The sequence below is a fragment of the Kitasatospora sp. UYEF31 genome, assembly GCF_057291755.1.
On record NZ_JBXAWK010000056.1, the window covers coordinates 20,731 to 41,792 of the forward strand.

The 21,062-nt window shown below is 69.1% G+C and carries 19 protein-coding genes; 13 read left to right on the forward strand and 6 right to left on the reverse strand.

What is annotated here, in order from left to right; genetic code table 11:
* Positions 1-39: 39 nt before the first annotated feature.
* Entirely contained in the window at positions 40-894 is an 855-nt protein-coding gene (locus tag AC0Z36_RS23560) for an alpha/beta fold hydrolase (RefSeq protein ID WP_485465017.1), read from the forward strand.
* 422 nt (positions 895-1,316) lie between these two features.
* On the opposite strand, the gene AC0Z36_RS23565 is transcribed toward AC0Z36_RS23560, so the two are convergent.
* The gene (locus AC0Z36_RS23565; protein WP_485465018.1) at positions 1,317-2,189 is read right to left on the reverse strand and encodes a catalase; all 873 of its coding nucleotides are present in this window, start codon (positions 2,187-2,189) and stop codon (positions 1,317-1,319) included.
* Between the two features lie 94 nt (positions 2,190-2,283).
* Here AC0Z36_RS23565 and AC0Z36_RS23570 point away from each other — a divergent pair, with 94 nt between their 5' ends.
* From AC0Z36_RS23570 to AC0Z36_RS23600, 7 genes are all read left to right on the forward strand, one after another.
* On the forward strand, positions 2,284-5,016 hold the full coding sequence (locus tag AC0Z36_RS23570) for an AAA family ATPase (RefSeq protein WP_485465019.1): 2,733 nt from the start codon (positions 2,284-2,286) through the stop codon (positions 5,014-5,016).
* An 89-nt stretch (positions 5,017-5,105) separates the two neighbouring features.
* On the forward strand, positions 5,106-6,629 hold the full coding sequence (locus AC0Z36_RS23575) for a GMC family oxidoreductase (protein WP_485465020.1): 1,524 nt from the start codon (positions 5,106-5,108) through the stop codon (positions 6,627-6,629).
* A gap of 46 nt (positions 6,630-6,675) precedes the next feature.
* Positions 6,676-8,097 (forward strand): aldehyde dehydrogenase family protein, encoded by a 1,422-nt coding sequence (locus AC0Z36_RS23580; protein WP_485465021.1) that lies wholly within the window; start codon positions 6,676-6,678, stop codon positions 8,095-8,097.
* Positions 8,090-8,698, forward strand: a complete 609-nt coding sequence (locus tag AC0Z36_RS23585; protein WP_485465022.1) for an antibiotic biosynthesis monooxygenase — start codon at positions 8,090-8,092, stop codon at positions 8,696-8,698. Before AC0Z36_RS23580 ends, AC0Z36_RS23585 begins: the two co-directional genes overlap by 8 nt.
* Before the next feature lie 12 nt (positions 8,699-8,710).
* Positions 8,711-9,835 (forward strand): NAD(P)-binding domain-containing protein, encoded by a 1,125-nt coding sequence (locus AC0Z36_RS23590; protein ID WP_485465023.1) that lies wholly within the window; start codon positions 8,711-8,713, stop codon positions 9,833-9,835.
* An 83-nt stretch (positions 9,836-9,918) separates the two neighbouring features.
* Positions 9,919-11,013 carry an LLM class flavin-dependent oxidoreductase gene (locus tag AC0Z36_RS23595; protein WP_485465036.1) on the forward strand — a complete coding sequence of 365 codons (1,095 nt, stop codon included), beginning with the start codon at positions 9,919-9,921 and terminating at the stop codon, positions 11,011-11,013.
* Between the two features lie 35 nt (positions 11,014-11,048).
* Positions 11,049-11,669, forward strand: coding sequence for an FMN reductase (locus AC0Z36_RS23600; RefSeq protein WP_485465024.1), 621 nt, complete (start codon positions 11,049-11,051; stop codon positions 11,667-11,669).
* 235 nt (positions 11,670-11,904) lie between these two features.
* Here AC0Z36_RS23600 and AC0Z36_RS23605 read toward each other — a convergent pair whose 3' ends face one another.
* A complete protein-coding gene (locus AC0Z36_RS23605) occupies positions 11,905-12,357 on the reverse strand; it encodes a MarR family winged helix-turn-helix transcriptional regulator (protein WP_485465025.1) in 453 nt (150 codons plus the stop codon).
* Between the two features lie 78 nt (positions 12,358-12,435).
* On the opposite strand from AC0Z36_RS23605, the gene AC0Z36_RS23610 reads away from it, so the two are divergent.
* The 5 genes from AC0Z36_RS23610 (at position 12,436) to AC0Z36_RS23630 (ending at position 15,973) form a co-directional block, all read left to right on the forward strand.
* Positions 12,436-13,335 carry an alpha/beta hydrolase gene (locus tag AC0Z36_RS23610; RefSeq protein WP_485465026.1) on the forward strand — a complete coding sequence of 300 codons (900 nt, stop codon included), beginning with the start codon at positions 12,436-12,438 and terminating at the stop codon, positions 13,333-13,335.
* 472 nt (positions 13,336-13,807) lie between these two features.
* Entirely contained in the window at positions 13,808-14,059 is a 252-nt protein-coding gene (locus tag AC0Z36_RS23615; protein ID WP_485465027.1) for a helix-turn-helix domain-containing protein, read from the forward strand.
* A gap of 45 nt (positions 14,060-14,104) precedes the next feature.
* The gene (locus AC0Z36_RS23620; RefSeq protein WP_485465028.1) at positions 14,105-14,629 is read left to right on the forward strand and encodes an NsdA family TPR-like regulatory protein; all 525 of its coding nucleotides are present in this window, start codon (positions 14,105-14,107) and stop codon (positions 14,627-14,629) included.
* A gap of 22 nt (positions 14,630-14,651) precedes the next feature.
* On the forward strand, positions 14,652-15,209 hold the full coding sequence (locus AC0Z36_RS23625) for a GNAT family N-acetyltransferase (RefSeq protein WP_485465029.1): 558 nt from the start codon (positions 14,652-14,654) through the stop codon (positions 15,207-15,209).
* Between the two features lie 32 nt (positions 15,210-15,241).
* Positions 15,242-15,973 carry a haloacid dehalogenase-like hydrolase gene (locus AC0Z36_RS23630; RefSeq protein WP_485465030.1) on the forward strand — a complete coding sequence of 244 codons (732 nt, stop codon included), beginning with the start codon at positions 15,242-15,244 and terminating at the stop codon, positions 15,971-15,973.
* A 472-nt stretch (positions 15,974-16,445) separates the two neighbouring features.
* On the opposite strand, the gene AC0Z36_RS23635 is transcribed toward AC0Z36_RS23630, so the two are convergent.
* The 4 genes from AC0Z36_RS23635 to AC0Z36_RS23650 form a co-directional block, all read right to left on the reverse strand.
* Positions 16,446-17,726: an ABC transporter permease gene (locus AC0Z36_RS23635; RefSeq protein WP_485465031.1), complete on the reverse strand. Its 1,281-nt coding sequence runs from the start codon at positions 17,724-17,726 to the stop codon at positions 16,446-16,448.
* Complete coding sequence (locus AC0Z36_RS23640; protein WP_485465032.1) at positions 17,723-18,433, reverse strand: ABC transporter ATP-binding protein; 711 nt, start codon at positions 18,431-18,433, stop codon at positions 17,723-17,725. Before AC0Z36_RS23640 ends, AC0Z36_RS23635 begins: the two co-directional genes overlap by 4 nt.
* 32 nt (positions 18,434-18,465) lie before the next feature.
* Complete coding sequence (locus tag AC0Z36_RS23645) at positions 18,466-20,085, reverse strand: peptidoglycan-binding protein (RefSeq protein WP_485465033.1); 1,620 nt, start codon at positions 20,083-20,085, stop codon at positions 18,466-18,468.
* A 139-nt stretch (positions 20,086-20,224) separates the two neighbouring features.
* Positions 20,225-20,938 (reverse strand): hypothetical protein, encoded by a 714-nt coding sequence (locus tag AC0Z36_RS23650; RefSeq protein WP_485465034.1) that lies wholly within the window; start codon positions 20,936-20,938, stop codon positions 20,225-20,227.
* Positions 20,939-21,062 lie beyond the last annotated feature (124 nt).

Consider the following 21,062-nt stretch of genomic DNA (forward strand, 5'->3'; position numbering starts at 1 on the left):
TCTCCACCTCCAACGTCCCATCTCTTACGGAGCTTTCCCATGACCCACCCCAAGACCCCGCGCCCCACTGCCCTCCGTGCCACAGCGGTAGCCACAGCGGTCGCCGCGGTGGCGACGCTGGGCGTACTCGCCCCCACCGCAATGGCAGCACCGGAGCAAGACGCCGCAGCCCAGGCCGGCGCCAAGCCGACCGTGGTCCTGGTCCACGGCGCCTTCGCCGACGCCTCGGGCTGGAACGCCACAGCCACCCGCCTGCGCTGCGCCGGCTATCCGGTGCTGGCCCTCGCCAACCCGTTGCGCGGTCTCGACTACGACGCCGCCTACGTCGCCAGCCAGCTCAAGACCGTCAAGGGTCCGAAGATCGTGGTCGGCCACTCCTACGGCGGCGCCGTCATCACCAACGCCGCCGCGGGCGTGCCCGATGTCAAGGCACTTGTGTACATCGCCGCCTTTATCCCCGAACAGGACGAGTCTCTCGGCGCCCTGATGGAGCAGCACCCGGACTCCAGCATTCCGCCGCTGCCGCAGCAGACCTTCTCCTACACCCGGCCCGACTCGACCACCGGGACCGACGTCCTCCTCGACCCGGCGAAGTTCCGTGCGTCCTTCGCCGCCGACGTCCCCGCCCAGGAGGCCGCGCTCATGGCCGCCTCCCAGCGTCCCATCTCCGTCGAGGCGTTCGGCCAGCCCACCAAGCAGGTCGCTTGGAAGAAGCTGCCCTCCTGGGCCCTGGTCGCGACTCAGGACCAGGCCATCGGCGCGAACCTGGAACGCTTCATGGCCAAGCGGGCCGGTGCCCGGATCACCGAGGTCCGCGGCTCCCACGCCGTCATGGTCAGCAACCCCGACGCCGTGAGCCGCATCATCAAGCAGGCGGACCAGGCCACCCACTGAGCCGACGGCCCCGGCCACTGAACGAAAGCCCGGACCTCAGCACCCTCGCCCCTCGCCCGGCGTCCGCCTCACGTGGCGGCCGCCGGGCGAGGGGCGGCTGTGCGGCCAGTACGATATTTCGTACGATATTTCGTACGATATTCCGTACGGAATCTTGTGCGGAATTTCGTACGAGAACTCCAGCCGGCACCCGCTGGGCGAAACGGAAATCGCCATGCCGCAACCCGGTCACCTCGCCGCGCCGAACCGCCCCCGAACACTCCGGCCGACAACCCCGCCCCGTCCACCGCCTACGTGCCTCGCACGAGGCGGAGGTGAGTGCGCCATGGCCGCAGACAAGGCAAAAGCCGGTGGAGATCCATGGGATCTCCACCGGCCACAGGGGAACGTACGGGGTCCGTGGAGCGGCCCCAGCACAGGCGCTAGGCGGCCCGGCGCCGACGCGCCGCCCCGTAGGCGGTGCTGCGGTCCTTCGACAGTTGGTCCTGCGGGGCCACGATGCCCTGCGGCAGTCGCAGCGGGTCGAACGGCGGCTCCGTGGACGGTGCCTTAGGGCTGGTGATGGTGAGGGTGCCGAGCGGGATCGTCTCCGTGCCGGTCCACAGCTGGGTCGGGTCATGAAGCTCGTCCGTCGGGTCCGGGAGGTGGGCCGTCAGCTCGAAACCGGCCGGAAGGCGGTCGGCGAGGTCCCGCGTGAGGTAGTCGCCCGGCAGCGCCAGGGCCTGCGCCGGCTCCAGGGACGGCAGCGGGCGCAGCGGCCGCAGGCTCAGCCGTGCCCAGCGGGTCGTGCCCACCGCGTCCACCAGTCCGAAGGCGTGCACCGCGTGGTATGTCACCCCGGTGAAGCTCGCGGCGGGCCGGGCCTTTTCGGCGAAGCCCAGCGCGGTGGCGGCCTCCGGGTGGCTGCGCAGGAACGCGGGGAAGGCCGCCGGGTCGTCGGACCGTGTGGCCCGGAAGAAGTCGATCAGGTCAGGTCCGGTACGGACGAAGAACACCGGCAGCGTGAAGGTGACGAGGTCCAGGTCCCCGGCGCGGAGCGCGAACCCCTGGTCACCGGGGTCGCCGTCGTGCCCGCCGGAGCCGCCCAGCGTGGTGGAGAAGCGGGCCGTCACCGGTGTGCGGGGTGCGGCGAAGACCGTCGCCGTGCTGATTCCGGCTGCCTGCGGGGACGGGGTGAACTCACCTTCCACCCAGTTGCCACGGGCGTGCAGCAGCCGCTGCCGGGGATCGGCATCAGTCGCCGCAGCCAGTTGTTCCACAAGGTGAGTGCCTTCGACCTGCGTGTCGCTGTTCATGACAACGACCGTAGGGACAGGGCCCCGCCCAGCGCATCGGTCACCGTATCGGTCGCGGAGAAGCACACGAATGATGTTGCACAGATGGCGAGAAATGATTCTTTTTGGTCGGGGCAAGGAAAAGACAGAGCTCGACGGTGTCCTTCACGGGGCGCGGAAAGGCACAGGTTCGGCGTTGATGCTCTGGGGGGACCCCGGCATCGGGAAGACCGCGCTGCTGGAGTACGCGACCGCCGCCGCAGCCGACTTCACGGTACTGAGCTGCCGTGGCACCCGGATGGAATCCGGGCTGGCCTTCGCCGCGCTGCACGAGCTGCTGTGGCCGGCCGCGGACCGGATCGACGCGCTGCCCGCGCCGCAGGCGGCCGCGCTGCACGGGGCGCTCGGGCACAGCGGGGAGGCGGCGGACCGCTTCCTCATCGGGGTGGCCACCCTCACACTGCTGTCCGAACTCGCGGGCGGGAAACCGGTGCTCATCACCGTGGACAACGCGGATCTGCTCGACGAGCCGACCGCCGAGTGCCTGGCCTTCATCGTCCGCAGACTGCGCACCGAGCCGGTCGCACTGCTGCTCACCGGGCACAGCGACCCCGCGACGGACGGCCTCTGGGAACTGCTGCCCGGCTTGGAGGTCGCTCCGCTGTCCGACACCGATGCCGGCGATCTCGTACGTCATGACAGGTCCGGGGCGGACGAGGAGACCGTGCACCGCACGGTCCGGCTGGCCGCCGGAAATCCGCTGGCGCTCCGGGAACTGCCGTCCGCCGGCGAGACGGCAGGGGAGACGGGTGAGGCCGGGGAGCGCATCCCCGTCGGGCCCCGGCTGCGGCGCGCCTTCGGTGCCCGCACCGCCCGGCTCTCCTCCTGCGCGCAGCTGGTGCTCCTGGTCGCGGCAGCCGAGGACCTGGGGGACCACCACACGGTGCGCGAGGCCGCGACCACGCTCGGGGCAGGCACCGCGGCCTGGGACGAGGTGCTGCGTTCGGGGCTGCTCCTGGTCGCCGACGGACGGATACGGTTCCGGACCGCACTGATCGCAGCCGTCGTGTACGAGGAAGCCCCGTTCACGCAGCGGCAGGTGGTGCACCGTGCGCTGGCGCAGTCCCTGCGCGGCGCGGACGGCACCGACCTGCGGGCGTGGCATCTGGCCGCGGCCGCCGATACCGCCGACGAGGAGGTCGCCGCGCTCCTCGAACACTGCGCGCGAAGCGGCTGGACGCGAGGCGGGTACGCGTCGGCGGCGCGGGCGCTGCGCCGGGCGGCCGAGCTGTCGCCCGTACCGGCGGATGCGGCACGGCGGCTCGCGCTGGGAGCGCTGGCCGCGTGGGGGGACGGCCAGGTGGGCACGGCACGGGAGCTGCTCGACCGGGCGGACCGGTTGTCGGACGCGGAGACGGTGGTGCGCGAGAGCGAAGGGCTGCGGGGAATCATCGAGTTCGCGCACGGGGACCAGGAGCAGGCGCACCGACTGTTGCTGCACGCCACCCGTTTCGTGGCCGAGCCGGAAAAGGCCGTGCAGTTGGCGTGCCTGGCGGTACGGGCCGGCTGGTCCGGCGGGTCCGCCGAACGGCAGGCCGAGGCGCTGCACCGGCTGGAGGAGCTGGCGGTCGGCGCCGACTTCGCCGAAGCCGCGCTGCTTCCCATGATCAAGCAGTGGTGGGGCAGCGGGCCCGGCACCGGCACGGTGCCCCGCGCGGACGAGGTCTTCGCCCAGCTCGGCAGCGCGTCCTGGCGGCTGATCCCGCCCGCGCCGCTGGCCGTGGCGTGGGGCGTGGAGCAGCCGTTGGCCCAGGCGTACCAACGCGAGCTGGACGTACTGCGCCGGACGGGTGCGATCAGCCCCCTGGTGCTGACCGTGCCGCAGACGGCGACGATTGACATCGTGCGCGGGCGGTGGACGGAGGCGGCGGCCAACGCGGCGGACACGCTGCGGATGGCCGAGGAGATCGGCGCCGACCACGCGGCCTCGCAGTGCCGCAACACTCTCGCCTGGCTCGCCGCTCTGCGGGGCGACGAGCGCACGGTCGCCGAACTCACCGCCAGAACGCTGGAGCTGTCGGTACCGCGCGGGGTGCGCGCGCTGACGGCCGCCGCCTACTGGAACCGGGGCATGGCGGCACTGTTCGCCGGGCGCGCGCAGGAGGCCCTGGAGATTCTCGTACGGCTGGCCGAGCCGGGGCACCGGGCGGCGCACGGGACGTTCGCGCTGCTCGCGGCGGCCGACACGGTGGAGGCCGCGAGCAGCGCGGGCCGTCCCGGGGAGGGAGCGGTCGCGCTGCGGTGCCTGAAGGAGTGGGCGGAGCGCACCGGGGCGGCCTGGGCCGTGGCGGCGTCGTTGCGCAGCGAGGCGCTGCTGGCGGAGGAAGGCGCGGAGGAACTGTTCCTGGGGGCCCTGTCGGTTCCGGGTGTGGCGGAGCATCCCTTCGCCCACGCGCGTACGCGGCTGCTCTACGGCGAGTGGCTGCGGCGGGCCCGCCGACGTACCGACGCCCGGGTGCAGCTCGCCGAGGCGGCGGAGGCCTTCCAACGGCTCGGCGCCACGTCGTTGCTCGAACGGAGCCTGCACGAACAGGAACTGACGGGCCAGCGATTGCGCCGCACCAAGTCGTACGCGAACAGCGATGAGCCCCTCCTGACCCCGCAGGAGCTGCGGGTGGCCAAGCTCGCCGCGGACGGTCTCACCAACCGCGAGGTCGCCGCCCAGCTCCTGATCAGTCCCCGGACGGTGGGCCACCACCTGGCCAACGTCTTTCCGAAACTGGGAATCGTGGCCCGCGCAGAGCTGGCCCGGGTGGACTTCGACAACGGACTGCGGCTGCTGAGCTGACGTCCGGGGGAGCGGTAGGCCGGTGACCTGGGCGATGACCCATACGGTGACCGATTCCCACCCGGCTGGAACTTCCTAGCGTGGTCCCCATGAACGATGAACCGCACCACGACACCGCGTCCCTCCCCACCCTCGTCGTAGGGGGAGGTTCGGCCGGGGCCGTGCTCGCCGCCCGCCTCAGTGAGGACCCCGACCGCCGGGTGCTTCTCCTGGAAGCGGGCCCGGCGTACGAGCCGGACGCGTACCCCGACGAGGTCGCGAGCAGCAGCGTTCTCGGCGGATACACCGGCCACGACTGGGGCTACCTCTCGGAGCCCGGTCACATCGGCCACCCCGTCGCCGCCTACCGCGGCAAGGTCCTCGGCGGCAGCTCGGCCGTCAACGGCTCGGTCGCGGTCCGCGCCCTGCCCTCCGACTTCGCCCGCTGGTCCGAGCGCGGGCTGGAGGGCTGGTCGTACGAGGACCTCCTGCCCGCGTTCAAGGCGCTGGAGTCCACCGGGGCCGGCGACGACGATTTGCACGGCCGCGGCGGCCCGCTCCCCGTGGTCCAGCTCACCCGCGAGGACCTCAGCCCCATGGAGCGCGCCTTCGTGGACGCGGCCCTCGCGGACGGCATCCGCCCGGTGGACGACTTCAACGGCGCCGACCCGGAGGGCGTCGGCCCGTACCCGATGAATGTGCGGGACGGCGTACGCGTCAACACCGGCATGGCCTACCTGACCGAGGCGGTCCGTGCCCGGCCCAACCTGACCATCCGCGCCGGAGTCCTCGTCGACCGTGTGTCCTTCGGGAACGGGCGGGCCGTGGGTGTGATCCTCGCGGACGGTACGGAGGTCCCCGCCGGTGAAGTGATCCTCAGTGCGGGTGTCTACGGCAGCGCGGCGATCCTGCTGCGTTCGGGGATCGGCCCGGCCGAGGACCTCGAAGCCCTGGACATCCCGGTCGTCGCCGACCTGCCCGTCGGGCTGCGACTCCAGGACCACCCCTTCTACTACAACGCGTACGCCGCCGTCCCCGACCGGGTGGGCGAGCAGACCCCGGTCATCGGCGCGAAGGTGTGGACCGCCAGCTCTGAGGCCGCCGAGGGCGAGCTGGACCTGCACATCACCGCCACCCACCTCTTCGACCACGCCACCAGCCCCACCGGTGTCGGATTTGTCCTCGCGGTCGCCCTGGTGCGCCCCGAGTCGCAGGGCACCTTGACCCTGGTCAGCCGGGATCCGCAGGACCCGCCCCGCATCGACCTCAACTTCCTCGCCGAGCCGGGCGACCGCCGCCGGCTGACCGAGGGCGTCAAGCTCGCCCGCCGGCTCGGTGCCACCCAGCCGCTGGCCGGTCTGATCGAGCGTGAGCTCAACCCGGGTCCGCAGGCGGAGAGTGCCGCCGAGATAGAAGCCTCGATGCTCGCCACCCTGGACACCTACCACCACCCCACCTCCACCGCCCCGATGGGCGCGGACGACGACCCGACGGCCGTGACCGACCGGCTCGGCGCGGTGCGCGGAGTGCCCGGACTGCGCGTGGTCGACGCCTCGATCTTCCCGGACGTCCCGTCGGCCGCCATCAACCTCACCGTCATCGCGGCAGCCGAGCACATCGCCCGCCGGATCTGACCCCCGTACCTGTTCCTGCTTTCCATCCACTTAAGGGATTTCCGCCATGCAGCACGCCCGCAACTTCATCGACGGCCAGTGGGTCGACTCCGTCAAGAAGACCGAGTCGCTCAACCCCTCGACCGGCAAGGTCCTGGGCACCTTCGCCGACGCCGGAGCCGAGGAGGCGACCGCCGCGATAGCCGCCGCCCGCCGCGCCTTCGACACCACCGACTGGGCGCGTGACCGCAACCTGCGCGCCAGGGCGCTGTTCGAGATGGCCGACCACCTGGAGGAGCGGCGCGACGAGTTCGTCACCCTGCTCGCCCGGGAGAACGGCAAGATCCTCAGTGAGGCGGCCTTCGAGATCGACCTCACCGTTCCCAAGCTGCGGTACTACGCGGCGCTGGCCCTGAGCGACCACGGCAGCTCGGGCGAGGTCCGCCCCGGCCTGTACTCCATGACGCTCCGCGAGGGCGCTGGCGTTGCCGCCGTCATCGCACCGTGGAACTCCCCGGTCGTCCTGGCCGTCCGCTCCTTCGCCCCGGCCCTGGCCGCCGGCTGCACCGTCGCCATGAAGCTCCCCGGCCAGACCGGCCTGGTCAACGGCCTGCTCAGCGAACTGATCGCGCAGACCAAGAGCCTCCCGGCCGGCGTGATGAACATCTTCACCGAGTCGGGCAACGACGGCGCCCCGGTGCTCATCGCCTCCCCGGACGTGGACGTCATCAGCTACACCGGCTCCACCGTGGTCGGCCGCATGATCGCGGCGAACGCGGCGCCCACGCTCAAGGCGCTCTCCCTGGAACTCGGCGGCAAGAGCCCGATGATCGTCTTCGACGACGCGGACCTGGACCTCGCCGTACCGGTCCTCACCAAGGCCATCACCACCTTCACCGGCCAGTTCTGCATGACGGGCAGCCGCATCCTGGTCCAGAGCGGCATCGCGGACGAGTTCCGCCGTCGCATGACCGCCTCGCTGGAGGCCGTCAAGGTCGGTCCCGGCGACGATCCGGCCAGCGAGATGGGCCCGCTGATCGACGAGCGCAACGCCCGGCGCGTCGAGGGCGTCGTCGCGGACGCCGCCGCGTACGCGAAGCTGCTCGTCCAGGGCAAGCGCGACGGCGCGTTCCTGCACCCGTCGTTGATCGAGGTCGAGGACGTCAACTCGCCGATCGTGCAGTTGGAGGTGTTCGGCCCGGTCGCCACCTTCGAGGTCTTCGAGACCGAGGCCGAGGCGGTCGTCCGCGCCAACGCCACCGAGTTCGGCCTGGCCGCGTCCGTCTGGACCCGTGACGTCGACCGTCCGATGCGCGTCGGGCGCGAGATCCAGGCCGGCACGGTGTGGACCAACACCTGGGCCATCGTCCACGACATGTTCGAGGAGGGCGGCTTCAAGCAGTCCGGCGTGGGCCGGCTGAACGGGGTGCGTGGCCTGGAGGAGTTCCAGGAGACCAAGCACTACGTCCACGCCGCGCCGCGTGCCTGACCAGGCGTACCCCCTGTCTGACAGCTCCCGCGGCACCGTCCTCGCCGGCCGCGGTGACGTGGCACTGATCGCGGCGCGCGTGGTCGAGCCGGGCCACGAGGAGGCGTTCCAGGAGTGGGCGCGGGGGATTCTGGCCGCGGCGGCCGCCGCCCCCGGCAACCTGGGCGGCGGCCTCTTCCACCCGGCCGGGGGCAGCGACCCGTGGATCTTCGTACACCGATTCCGCGACCAGGAGACGCTCCAGGAGTGGATCGGCTCCCCACAACGCGCGGAGTACTTCGCCCCTCTCGAGGGGCACCGCCACACCGAGGTCGCGCGACGTGAACTGACCGGCTTGGAAGGCTGGTTCACCGATCCTGGCCGGGTGGCCGCCACCCCGCCGCGCTGGAAGACAGCGGTGGTCTCCGCCATCGGGATCTTCCCGGTCTCCCTGCTCGGCACCGCGTTCCTCACACCCCATCTGACGGCGTTGCCCCAGGTGGCACGGACGGCCGTCTTCGCCGCGCTGTTCAGCGTGCTGATGACGTACGTGGCGATGCCCGCCGTCACCCGGACCCTGCGCCGCTGGCTCAGTCCCGGAACCCCCATCACCCAGCAGTAGAAGGAGAATTCCATGACCACGGCAATTACCACGGCAATCATCGGGACCGGGAATATCGGCGGCCGTCTGGCGGCCGACCTGGTCGCGGGCGGCGTGGAGGTGCTGCTCGCCGGCCGCGATCTCGACAGCGCGAAGTCCCTCGCCGACTCGCTGGGGGACCACGCGACGGCGGTGACGGTCGACCAGGCCGTCGAGAAGGCGGACGTGATCATCCTCGCCGTCTGGCTCGACGCGACGAAGGAGCTTCTCGCCCAGTACGGCGACAGGTTGTCGGGCAAGATCCTGGTGGACCCCTCCAACCCGATCGCCCCGGACGGCAACGGCGGCTTCGTCAAGACGATCGGCGCTGAGGAGTCCTCCGGCCTGCTCCTGGCCGCCCTCGTCCCCGCGGGCGCCACCCTCGTCAAGGCGTTCGGCACGCTCTCCGCCGACACCCTGTCCGCCGCCTCCCGCAGGACCCCGGAACCCGCGGTCGGGTTCTACGCGGCCGACGACACGGCCGCGGGCGCGGTGGTCGCCCAGCTGATCACCGCGGCCGGTTTCGACCCCGTCCGGATCGGCGGCCTCGACCAGTCGATCCGCATCGAAGTCTTCGGCGACCTCCATGAGTTCGGTGCGTTGGGGAAGACGGTGAACCGGACCGAGGCGCACGCCGTTCTCTCGCCGCTCACCGCCGTGGACCGGTTCGAGATCTTTGAGCAGCTCGTACGTCACCAGCGCTACATCGACAACGACGCGAGCCGTGCGTCAGCCGACAAGTACGTGGACCTCTACTGGCCGGAGGCCACGTTCACCGTCCACGACCTGCGGACGCAGACCTTCACCGGACCCGAGGGGCTCAAGAGCCTCTACGACTACGCGCACAGCGTGTTCCCGCTGGACAAGTGGTTCCACGACGTCGGCTGGTTCGAGATCGACGGCGGCGGCGACACAGCCGTCGTGTCGTGGCGCTGGCGCGTCAACTGGAAGGAAGGCAACCAGGGAGTGGTGTCGACCGGCACCTACCAGGACCGGTTCGAGCGGCGTGCGGGCGTGTGGAAGGTCATCGACCGGGTCTCGGACATCGACCCCAACTGGCCGGCGGCGCTGTTCCAGCCGTACGTCGACCGGCAGGACGAACTGTTCACCACCTCCTGACCCCGGGAATTCGGCCGTGAGGTCCTCGGTTGACATGCATGATTCAAGATTCAACTACTTTAGGAGTGGGAAGCATGAGCGGGATGCAGTTCGGCATCTTCACCGTGGGCGACCTGACCGAGGACCCCACAACCGGGAAGACGGACACCGAGCACAACCGCATCAAGGCCATGGTCACCATCGCCCTCCACGCGGAGCAGGCCGGCCTTGACGTGTTCGCCACCGGTGAGCACCACAACCCGCCGTTCGTCCCCTCCTCACCGACGACGATGCTCGGCTGGATCGCCGCCAGGACCCAGAAGCTCCTGCTGTCGACGTCCACGACCCTGATCACCACCAACGACCCGGTGAAGATCGCCGAGGACTACGCGATGCTCCAGCACCTGGCCGACGGGCGCATGGACCTGATGATGGGGCGCGGTAACACCGGGCCGGTCTACCCGTGGTTCGGCAAGGACATCCGGGACGGCATCGACCTGGCGCTGGAGAACTACGAGCTGCTGCACCAACTGTGGCGCCGGGACTCGGTGGACTGGGAGGGCAAGTTCCGCACGCCGCTCCAGTCGTTCACCTCGACTCCGCGCCCGCTCGACGGAGTCGCCCCCTTCGTCTGGCACGGCTCGATCCGCTCCCCGGAGATCGCCGAACAGGCCGCGTTCTACGGCGACGGGTTCTTCCACAACAACATCTTCTGGCCCAAGGAGCACACCCAGAAGATGGTCCGGCTCTACCGCCGCCGCTACGCCCACTACGGCCACGGCACCGAGGAGCAGGCGATCGTCGGCCTCGGCGGCCACGTGTTCATGCGCGCCAACAGTCAGGACGCGATCCGCGAATTCCGCCCGTACTTCGACCGCGCCCCGGTCTACGGCAACGGCCCGTCGCTGGAGGACTTCTCCCGCGAGACGCCGCTCACCGTCGGCTCCCCCCAGCAGGTCATCGAGCGGACCCTGTCGTTCCGCGAGTACGCGGGTGACTACCAGCGCCAGCTCTTCCTCGTGGACCACGCGGGTCTGCCGCTGAAGACCGTGCTGGAGCAGATCGACCTCCTCGGCGAACACGTCGTACCGGTCCTGCGCAAGGAGTTCGCGATCGGCCGGCCCGCCGGCGTCCCGGACGCGCCGACGCACGCCTCCCTCGTCGCGGCGCGCGACGCCAAGACACCCGTCACACCCTGACCACCAGCCCCTCGCCCCAGGAAAGCGGACCCACCATGAGCACGCTGCGACTGGTCGCAGTCACCGCCGGTTTGAGCCAGCCCTCCTCGACCCGTCTGCTGACCGACCGCCTGACCGCGGCGGCGAAACGACTCCTCGCCGACCGGGGCGTGGCCGCGGAGGTGGAGACGGTCGAACTGCGCGACCTCGCCGTCGACATCGCCAAGGCCATGACCACCGGCTTCCCCGTCGGACGACTACGGGACGCCCTGGACGCGGTCGCCCAGGCCGACGGCGTGATAGCCGTGACGCCGGTCTTCACCGCGTCCTACAGCGGACTGTTCAAGTCGTTCTTCGACATCCTCGACAAGGAGGCCCTGACCGCGACGCCGGTCATCATCGCCGCGACCGGCGGCACCGCCCGACACTCCCTGGCCCTGGAACACGCGCTGCGCCCGCTCTTCGCGTACCTGCGCGCACTCGTCGTCCCGACCGCCGTTTACGCGGCGTCCGAGGACTGGGGGAACACCGACGGTCTCGTGTCCCGCATCGAGCGCGCCGCCGGGGAACTCGCCGACCAGCTCTCCGGGGACCGCGGACACAAGCGCGCGCCGACTGACGAGTTCGAGGACGTCACACCCTTCGGCGACAGGCTGGCAGCGCTCTACGGGGAGTGACACCGCCACCCCGCTCTATGCGGGAGGCATTCGCCAAGGCGGCACACTTCCACGAGGAGTCCTACTCCTGCCTCACCGGCCCGGCCGAGGAATTGTTCGAACTCACCGACGCCCGCCCGCTGAGCCCATTGGACGCCCGTCGCACCTGTCGTCATTCGATCGATTGCCGACAGGACAAAAGTGCCGCACGAATGATTGCTGATCATGGGCGGTGGGCCCTTGCCGGGACGCGTTCCTAACCGGTGGGCATGCCCGCCGAGGCTTCCTCCAGCTTCCTGCGCAGCAGGCCGACGGTGGACGCCAGCTGCTCCAGCGAGTCGGCCGCCAGCAGATCGGCGAGCCAGGAGCGCAGCCCGTCCTCGAAAGTGGGCGTGGCGGCGGCCAGCACCTTCCTGCCTTCGAGGGTCAGTTCCAGCAGGGAGGAGCGGCGGTTGCTGGGATTGGGGCGCCGGACCACCCAGCCGGCGGCCTCCAAGCGGTCCACTCCCTTGCTGGTCGCCCCGACGGTGATGGCAGCTTCCTCGGCCAGGTCGTTGACCCGGCAGTCGTCCCGGTCGTCGATGATGCGCAGGAACTCGAACTGGCCCATCGTCAGCCCGTGCTCGGCGCGCAGTCGTTCGCCCAGCGCGTTGTAGAGCCTGGTCTCGTAGCGGACCAGGTCCATGAAAACCTGCGTGAGGTCGGTCACACTCTGCTCCAGATTCGCGGGAATGATATTCCATGGAATATAGTTCCTGGTGAAGAACAAAACTACCTGGAGGATCCCATGAGCAAGGCGCAGCGTGCGACAGTCGACACCCTGATGCGGCAGGCGCCGTTCGACGGCAGCCTCCCCCCGGAGCAACTGCGCAAGGACTTCGAGACCCAGATGACCTCAGGCCCGGCCCCAGCCGGGGTCACCGTCACCTCCTCCGTCCTCGGCGGGCGTCCCGCCCTGACCGTCGAGCCTGAGAGCGGCCCCGCCACCGGGACGATCATCTTCTTCCACGGCGGGGGCTGGGTCCTCGGCTCACCCGCCACGGCCCTGCAACTCACCGCCTCGCTGGTGCGCCGCACCGGCGTCCGCGCCATATCGGTCGACTACCGGCTCGCCCCCGAGCACCCCTTCCCCGCCGCCGTCGACGACGGCCTCGCCGCCTACCGCGACCTCCTGGGCCAGGGCGTTCCGGCCGAGCAGATCGTCCTGGCCGGGGAGTCGGCCGGCGGCGGCCTCGCCGTCACCACCCTGCTCACCGCCCGCGAGGACGGACTGCCGATGCCGGCCGCCGCGGTCGCCTTCTCCCCGGCCCTGGACGCCACCCTCTCGGGCGAGAGCATGACCACCAAGCACGACGCCGACCCGCTCTTCACCCGCGCGGACCTGACCCTCCTCTTCGCCCACTACCTGGCCGGACAGGACCCCCGCCAGCCGCTGCTGAGCCCAGCCAGCCACGCCGACCTGACCGGGCTGCCCCCGCTCCTGCTCCAGGCCGGCTCCAACGAGGTCCTGCTGGACGACTCCACCCGGTTCGCAGTCCGGGCGGCTGCGGCCGGGGTCGACGTCCAGCTCGACATCACCGCAGACGTCCCCCACGTCTTCCACGCCTTCGAGGGGCATCTGGACGAGGCCGACGCGGCCATCGACCGCGCCGCCCGCTTCATCACCGCCGCGCTGGCCCGCACCTGAAACCGTTCTTCAGCACCCCGCGATACCGAGTCCCCAAGGCTGCTCGTTTCCCGCACCTGTCCGGGCTGCTGGTCGACGCCGCCGAAGAGCCGCGGTGACCTGCCGGCTCGGGTCGAACCGAACAGTTTCACAGGTCTGCCCTTGGGGCGGGGTGGACGATGGCCTGATGACGGGATGGGCGAGAACGTATTGGTGGGCACTGGCTGTCGCCGGAGGCCTGGCGGCGGTCGGGCTGGTGGTGTGGGTCTCGGCCGCGGACCTGGAACGGTCGAACCAGGTGGCGGGCGTGGCCGGTTCGGTGGTCGGGCTCGCCGCGCTGGGCGTCGGACTGTGGCAGCTGAGGCCCCACCGGATTTCTCCGGTGGGGCCTCTGGCCTGCATAACTTCCGAGTCGGGGTGGCGGGATTTGAACCCACGGCCTCTTCGTCCCGAATTAGCGGCTGGGCGGGTGGTGGGGTGGGTTGGGGGAGGTTTGGGCCGGTTCAAGGTCGGCGCGCTCGCCCGGCGGCTGTCGGTCAGCCCCCGGCAGTACCGGCGCTGGGAGTCGGGAAGCCCACCGTGGCCCCACGCCGACCACCGCAAACCGTTAGAACGGTTCTACGGCCAACCGGTCACCGAACTGGGCTTCACCCCAGCGGAGTCCGTCGGCCCGGCCCTGACCGTCGTACGCCCGGAAGCCGAGAACCGCGCACCCGTGAACCGCCGTCAAGTCCTCACCGCCTGAGCCGCCGTTTTAGGCGGTGCCGCCGCCGGACAACACCTGCCCTGGATGTCCCCTGCCTCCGCCGCCCCCGGACAGCCCGGCCTGCGGGTCGGCGCCCTACTTGCCATCCGCGAAGCCCACGGCCACGCCCGGCTCGGCGACGAGTTCTCCACCAACACCGCCATCAAGCGGGCCTGGAACCACTTCGAGCGCGGCACCAGCCAGCGCGACCCGGACTGGGCCGGTTTCCTCAACGAAGCCGAACTGACCTGCCTGGAAGGCATGTGCCGCCTCGACTTGGGCCAGCACCAGCGGGCCGTGACGCTCCTCGGCCACTCCGCCGCGCTCCAGGACATCGACCACTTCCGCAACCGCGGGATGTGCCTGGCCCGCCTGGCCCACGGAGCACTCGGCGGGGGAGACCTGGATCGGACGATCGCCGCCGCCGAGGAGTCACTGCGGCTGGTTGAGGGCGGGATGAGTTCGGCCCGCAACGTGAAGCAGCTCGTTCTGGTCGGCGAGGGCCTGGCCCGGCATCGCACACATGCGCCGGCCCGGGACATGGCCGAACAGCTCGCTCAGTACGCCTGACCACACCCGAGAGGAAGTCCCTGTGACGGACGTTGACCTGCAGCACCACGACCCGCACTCCGCTAAGGAGATCTTCAGCGAACTCGTCGACGTCTATGCCGAGGTGTACGACGTGCCGCCGTACATCGGCGATCCGTTCTTCTCCGTCGCCACCTACGCCGACAGGCTGGAGGCCGCGCTGGAGATGAAGGGCTTCGAGACTGTCACCGCGCGTATCGACACGCAGCTCGTCGGCTACGTCCACGGTGTGACGCTGCCCGCCGACAAGCCGTGGTGGACCTCGCTGGGCACTGCGCGGCCCGAGGCGGCGCTTCTCGCGGCCGAGGAGGGCCGGGTGTTCTGGCTGCGGGAGATCATGACTCGCCCCGCGCACGCCAATCACGGTGTCGGGCGCAAGCTCCATAACGAGGTCGTCGCCGGACGGGCCGAACCGTGGACGGCGCTGACGTGCATCATCGACAACGAGCCCGCGCACGAGGCTTACCTGCGCTGGGGCTACGAGATCATCGGCCGGATAAAGCACGCCCCGGAGTCCCCGGTTTACGACGCGATGCTGCTGCCGCCGTTCTGCCCTTCCTAACCTGCCTTGAGCTACGTGAAGGGCACCTTCCGGTGACAACGACGCCCATCCTCGTCCTGTGGGACATCGACCGGACTCTGCTGTACGTCGGACACACGGACCAGCAGGTATACCGCGACGTCTTCGCGGAGATCGTCGGTCGCCCCGCCGAGCAACTGCCCGAACGCGGTACCGGCTTCACCATGGCTCGCGCCGCCCGGTCCCTGCTGACTGAGAACGGCGTCCCTGAGGACCAAGCCGACGAACTTCTCCCCAAGGTGCTCGACCGGATGCCACAGGTGCTGGCCGGATACGCCGAACAGCTGCGAACCGACGGCGTGTTGATGCCCGGCGCGGTCGAGGCGCTCAAAGCCGTCGAAGCCGACCCGAAACTGGTGCCCACCATCGTCTCGGGCAACCTCAAAGCCAGCGCGGTGATCAAGCTTGATGTCTTCGGTCTGACCTCGTACGTCGACGTCGACCTTGGCGGCTACTCCAGCGACGACGCTGAACGCTCCCACTTGGTCGCCGTTGCTCAGCGACGTGCCGGAGAACGCCACAACACTGTTTTCACTCCGGATAACACCGTCATCATCGGCGACTCCCTTGAGGATGTCCGCACCGGCTGTGAAGGCGGCGCGTACGTCGTCGGCATCACGTCTTGGTACGACCAACGGATCCCAACTCCTTCACGCCGGTGCGGACATCGTTCTTCCCGACCTGCTGGACACGGACGCTCTGCTTGCAGCTGTCAGGCAGGTATGAGTCGCGCCTCCAGGCGATAGAGGGTGCAGAAGAAATTCGACCTGCCGGAGTGTGGCGGCCAGTGCCTCCCAACCCGCTTTGTCTCCTGCCTTCACCACCGCGGCGGGCAAGGCGATGCGGCGTGCCCGTGCCGGATCAGGCGACGAAGACTTGGCGGCCTAGGGGGACCAGGCGATGTCTGGTCCCCAGGTCTTTCGAGCTCAGGTCTCCACAAGGAGTTCTCTTAGCGTTGCGAACTTGACTGAGCTGTCGCCATCTTGAAATTGCTGGTCAGGATGGTTGCGTGATGGTCCGTACGAGAACTCGTGCTGGTGGTCGGCGGGAGTCTGTCATGTAGATCGTCCGGCAGGGTCGGTTCGCGGGTTCCTGTCCGCTACGACCGGCACCGCTTCTACGCTCCGGGCATGTCGGACACCGAGATCGCAGAGCGGATCGCCGCGCGCCGCGCGGAGCTGGACGAGTTGGCGGAAATGACAAAGTCCGGCTGGAGTACTAGCGGCGGAGCGCTTCGACGGGCTCCACCCGGGCGGCCCGCCACGAGGGATACAAGCCCGCCAGAAGACCCGTGACCACGCCGATGAGGGGCGCGACGGCGATCGTCGCCGGCTCGACCACCGGAGTCCATTTCTGGACGGTCGCCACAGCGATGATGGTGACCGTGCCGAGAGAAGTGCCTATCAGGCCGCCGAAGGCACCGAGTACGGCCGACTCGCAGAGGAACTGCTCGGCGATGTGACGGCCCCTGGCCCCCAGAGCGCGGCGCAGACCGATCTCGTGGGTGCGTTCCATGACCGCGACCAGGGTGGTGTTCGCGATTCCCACCGCTCCGATGATCAGGCATATGCCGGCCAGGAGCAGGAAGAGCGCTCCGAGGTCGGTGGTGACGTTTTCACGCAGCGATCGCGGGTCGGGCGGGGGAATCGCCTTGAAGTAGTCCTGGTGCTCCGGACGCAGCGCGATCACGGCCTCTACTGCGACTTGCTGGGCCGCACCGAGCCGGGTGTTGATGAGCATGTGGGCCCGGTTGCTGCTGGACGGTGGTCCCCAGATCCGCTCCGCTGTGGTCCGGGGGACCATGACGGAAAGCAGAAGATCGGCCTTCCGGTCGGTGCCGGAGATTATGCCGACGACTGTGAACGGCGTATCGCCGATGAAGATGGCCGGGTTCGTTTCCAGGGTGGTGATGCCCAACTGGGCGGCCATCGCCGCGCCGATGACCGCCACGGGATCGGCGCGGGAATCGTGGAACGCGTCGTACACCCTCCCGGACTGGATTTTGGCACCGGCGGCGGCCAGGACCCCCGAGGAAGCCGCGACGACGGGTACCCGCTGGCCGTCGGCGGTCTCGCCGACCGGTGCGGACCGAGTGGAGGCCCCTTCGGGGAGCGGGACCGACCAGTAGACGCCGGCGTCCTCGACGCCGTTCAGCGCGCGGACCCGCTGTTCCGCATCGGGGGGGAACGCAAGTGAGACGTGCTCCGCATCGTCGCCGCCGGTGTCGTCGACCGTGACCTCGGTGGCCGTGAGGACGTTGAAGCGGTCCGAAATCTGACTCGACGCGGTAGCGGTCAGACCCAGGATGGCGACGAAGGTCCCCACCCCGAGCACGGTGCCGAGGGCGGTGAGGACCGAACGGGCGGGACGTTGCAGCATTCCGGCGAGGGCTTCGGCCAAGAGGTCCGGGATCCGGAACCTGGACCGCACGATGGTGCGCTTCGGGGTTTTCCGGAACGGTGTCCGCCGAAGGCCGCGTGGAGGGCGGACCGCAGTCATCGGGCTCCCGTTCCCTGCTCGCTCAGGAATCCGTCGCGAATGGTCAGCGTACGGTCGCCACGTGCGGCGACCGCCTCCTCGTGGGTGATGACAAGCAAGGTCATCCCGGCGGTGTGGAGTTCGTCGAGCAGGGCCAGGACGGACTCGGTGGTGACCGAGTCGAGGTTGCCGGTTGGTTCGTCACACAACAGCAGGCTGGGGCGGCCGACCAGAGCCCGGGCGATCGCCACCCGTTGGCGCTCGCCACCGGAAAGCAAGGTGGGCGAGTGTTCGAACCGGTGTGAGAGCCCCACGAGGTCGAGCGACTCGCGGGCCCGGGCACGCCGCTGAGCGGCGGTGACGCGCGGGCCTCCCTGATACATCATCGCCAGCTCGACGTTCTCACACGCGGAGCGATGGGGCAGCAGATGGAAGGACTGGAAGACAAAACCCACGCGTGATCCACGAAGGGCCGTACGGTCGGATTCCACCAGCGCGCCGGTATCGATCCCGTCCAGGAAGTACGTTCCCTTGGTGGGGCGGTCCAGCAGACCGGCGATGTTGAGGAACGTAGATTTGCCTGATCCGGACGGCCCGACGATGGTGACGTAATCTCCCGGAGCGATGGTCAGGTCACAGACGCGGAGAGCGTGGACGGGTGGCGTCCCTGGGTAGCTCAGGGCGACCTGGGTGAATTCGATGACAGGTGTCCGAGGAAGCTCCGCCATATCGGCAGAGCCTGCTTCGGGTGCGTAGTGGCTCATTTCACCGCCCCGCCGGTGGCATCCGGGTTCTCCGGGCCGTCCCCGCGGGACTCCGCACGGCCGACGAGCACCTTCGTGCCCTCGGTGAGCGAGGCCCCGCCCACCGGGGCGACTTCGACGAAGCCGTCACCGCTGGTGCCGGGCCGCACCTCGACTCGGCGCTGGGAGCCGTCTGGTTCAACCACGGTGACCACGGTGAGGCCGTCAGCGGAGGCCGACACCGCTGACAGGGGAACCACCAGGACTTCACCGTCCGAGGAGGCGGCTTCGACGGTCAGGCGGACGTCCTGGCCGGCCAGCTTCGGATCGAGCGGCGTCTTGGGCGCGACGACGAGCTCGTAGGTGCCGGCGGCGGAACTGCCCGGACCATCGGGTTCGCCTCCCTTGTCCTGCCCGCCGGACCCGGAACCTCCAGCGGCCTTACCCGGAGTGTCAGCCACGGAACTCACCGCGGCCTCCGACTTCGCACCGCTGATGTCGGAGAGGATTTGAACCGCCATCCCAGGACGGACCAGACCTTTCTCATGGGCGGCGAGACGGCCACGGATGATCAGCTCCCCGGCTGAGAGGGTGACGGCCTTCTCCTCGACCTTCCCGCCGACGACGGCGTTCACGGCGTCGACCCGGGCGGGGAAACCGCTCAGGAAGACCACCTCGGCGGCCGGCACGCCGGCCCCCGACGTGACACGAAGGTCCGACAACCGCTGTTGGGCCTTCTTCAGGTCCTCAGTCGCGTAGGTCAGTTGCTGCTCCGCGGCCTTCACCGGATCGGCCCCGCTCCCCGGCGCACTCGAACCGGGGCCAGTGGTGGAACCCGTTCCTGCGGAGTCGGCTTTTCCAGAGCTCGGCGCAGGCGAACCCGTCGTGGGTCCGGCAGAGGACCCGACCGGTGCCTTCTTCGCGTCGGCGGCCACTCGCCGGGCCTCCGTGAGGGCGTCTTTGGCCTGGGTCTGCGCACGTTTCATCTGGGTGACCCGGTCCTCGGCAGCGGTCACCTGTTCGGTGACGGACGCGGCTGATCCCGAAGCTTCGTAGCCGATCGACTTGTAGAAATCCGAGACCGCCGCTTTGGTGCCGTCCGCGTAGAGACCCCTGCGGTCACGACCGCTGGGAAACCCCAGGTTCGTCAGGGCGGCCTGGAGCTGTTCCACGTCCTTGCCCTCGGCGCCGGGCTTGAGGTCGCGGTAGACCGGCAGTGCGCCCTGGAGGACGAAGACGGGCCGACCGGAAACCTCGATCAGCACCTGACCGGACTTCACGACTTCTCCGGCTTTTGTTCGGACTCCGGTGACGACGGGCTTTCCCGCCTCGCTTCCTCCGGAGGTTCCGGCACTCTGCGGGGAGACGTTCACCGACTGTGCCGCGGTGACCTGCCCGCGCAGGATGACCGTGTCGGACAGCCGGCGCTTTTCAACAGTTGCCGTGATAACGGACGGCGCCGGGGCCTTGGAGTCCGCGGCTTTCTGCGCGGGGGACTTCAGGACCTGCGAAGCGGCGATTCCGGCACCGGCGAGCAGCACCGCCACTGTGGTGATGACGATGAGGGCGCGCCGTCTGCGGTGGGTGAAGGATGTCGGGTCAGGTGGGGATGATTGTTCCTCACGGAGGTCGGACATGGGTTGAGCTCCTCCGTTGACGCGGACGGTGCGTACCGACAGTCATCTGATGAACAGTCAGGCTGACTGTCGGTCTAAGTCCTCGATGTAGCCGACTGGGGGTGTTCATGAGGTTGCGCGGGACACGTCTTCTGCGGCTCTACTGCTGATACTTCACAGCGCTTGACAGGACGCGTTCAGCGCGGCGGAGATCCTCTTCGCGTTTAAGTTTCTCGCTCGCGTAAGACTCGGCGAAGCGTTCGATCCGCTTCTCCTGGTACTCCTTTGAGAGAGTCAGCCACATTCCACCGAAATTAACCTTCTCCTTGCATTTTACGTCGGTAGCGGCTGCGGCTATTTCCGCGTTCTTGTTTTTGAATTTCTTATCATCGAGAAATGATTTGTACTTGTATCCGGCTTCTGCCATGCAGCTGGACCAGAGTTTCCCTGTTGCCGTGTAGCGCGGGTCCGACTGGATCTCATGCTCAACGTTGGCCAAGTCGATCTGTGCATTCTGGTAGCTGCCCGGCGCTGGCGGGGTGGCCTTCGATGCATCGATCTTCACTGGAACGGGAGAGATGCCGAGTACGATGTTTCGAGCCTGTCCGGCACAGCCTCCGGGGGGAATGTTGACGCTCGTGGTTGTTTCACCGCGGCCATAGTAGATGTCTTTCGCCTCGACAGAAAGGCTGTTTATGGGATCAGTCACTGCGGCCGGGGGCTTGGATTTTGGATCCTCACTGTATCCGTATTTTTCCGCAGCCTCCGAGTCTATTACCCCCATCGCGACCGTCGAATTGCTCTCCAGTCCGTACTGCAAAGCTGCGTAAAATCCGTCGGGGCGGTCTCTGAGCGGAAAGCCGAGCTTTGTCATGCATTGTTTGGCGGTAACTACTCAGGTGCCTGATCAGGCGTGAGCGGGCAGCCAGACGTTCCCGGCAAACAGGTCGCGGAGGACCGTCATCGGGTTGAGTCCGTGCTTGCGGGCGGTGGACAGG

Bases quoted from the DNA above. Each gene is read 5' to 3' on its own strand.
- AC0Z36_RS23620 (WP_485465028.1), top strand. From the start codon at position 14,105: ATGTCCCCTGCCTCCGCCGCCCCCGGACAGCCCGGCCTGCGGGTCGGC.
- AC0Z36_RS23600 (WP_485465024.1), top strand. From the start codon at position 11,049: ATGAGCACGCTGCGACTGGTCGCAGTCACCGCCGGTTTGAGCCAGCCC.
- AC0Z36_RS23645 (WP_485465033.1), bottom strand. From the start codon at position 20,085: ATGTCCGACCTCCGTGAGGAACAATCATCCCCACCTGACCCGACATCC.
- AC0Z36_RS23560 (WP_485465017.1), top strand. From the start codon at position 40: ATGACCCACCCCAAGACCCCGCGCCCCACTGCCCTCCGTGCCACAGCG.
- AC0Z36_RS23650 (WP_485465034.1), bottom strand. From the start codon at position 20,938: ATGACAAAGCTCGGCTTTCCGCTCAGAGACCGCCCCGACGGATTTTAC.
- AC0Z36_RS23610 (WP_485465026.1), top strand. From the start codon at position 12,436: ATGAGCAAGGCGCAGCGTGCGACAGTCGACACCCTGATGCGGCAGGCG.
- AC0Z36_RS23590 (WP_485465023.1), top strand. From the start codon at position 8,711: ATGACCACGGCAATTACCACGGCAATCATCGGGACCGGGAATATCGGC.
- AC0Z36_RS23575 (WP_485465020.1), top strand. From the start codon at position 5,106: ATGAACGATGAACCGCACCACGACACCGCGTCCCTCCCCACCCTCGTC.
- AC0Z36_RS23570 (WP_485465019.1), top strand. From the start codon at position 2,284: ATGATTCTTTTTGGTCGGGGCAAGGAAAAGACAGAGCTCGACGGTGTC.
- AC0Z36_RS23580 (WP_485465021.1), top strand. From the start codon at position 6,676: ATGCAGCACGCCCGCAACTTCATCGACGGCCAGTGGGTCGACTCCGTC.
- AC0Z36_RS23640 (WP_485465032.1), bottom strand. From the start codon at position 18,433: ATGGCGGAGCTTCCTCGGACACCTGTCATCGAATTCACCCAGGTCGCC.
- AC0Z36_RS23635 (WP_485465031.1), bottom strand. From the start codon at position 17,726: ATGACTGCGGTCCGCCCTCCACGCGGCCTTCGGCGGACACCGTTCCGG.
- AC0Z36_RS23565 (WP_485465018.1), bottom strand. From the start codon at position 2,189: ATGAACAGCGACACGCAGGTCGAAGGCACTCACCTTGTGGAACAACTG.
- AC0Z36_RS23595 (WP_485465036.1), top strand. From the start codon at position 9,919: ATGCAGTTCGGCATCTTCACCGTGGGCGACCTGACCGAGGACCCCACA.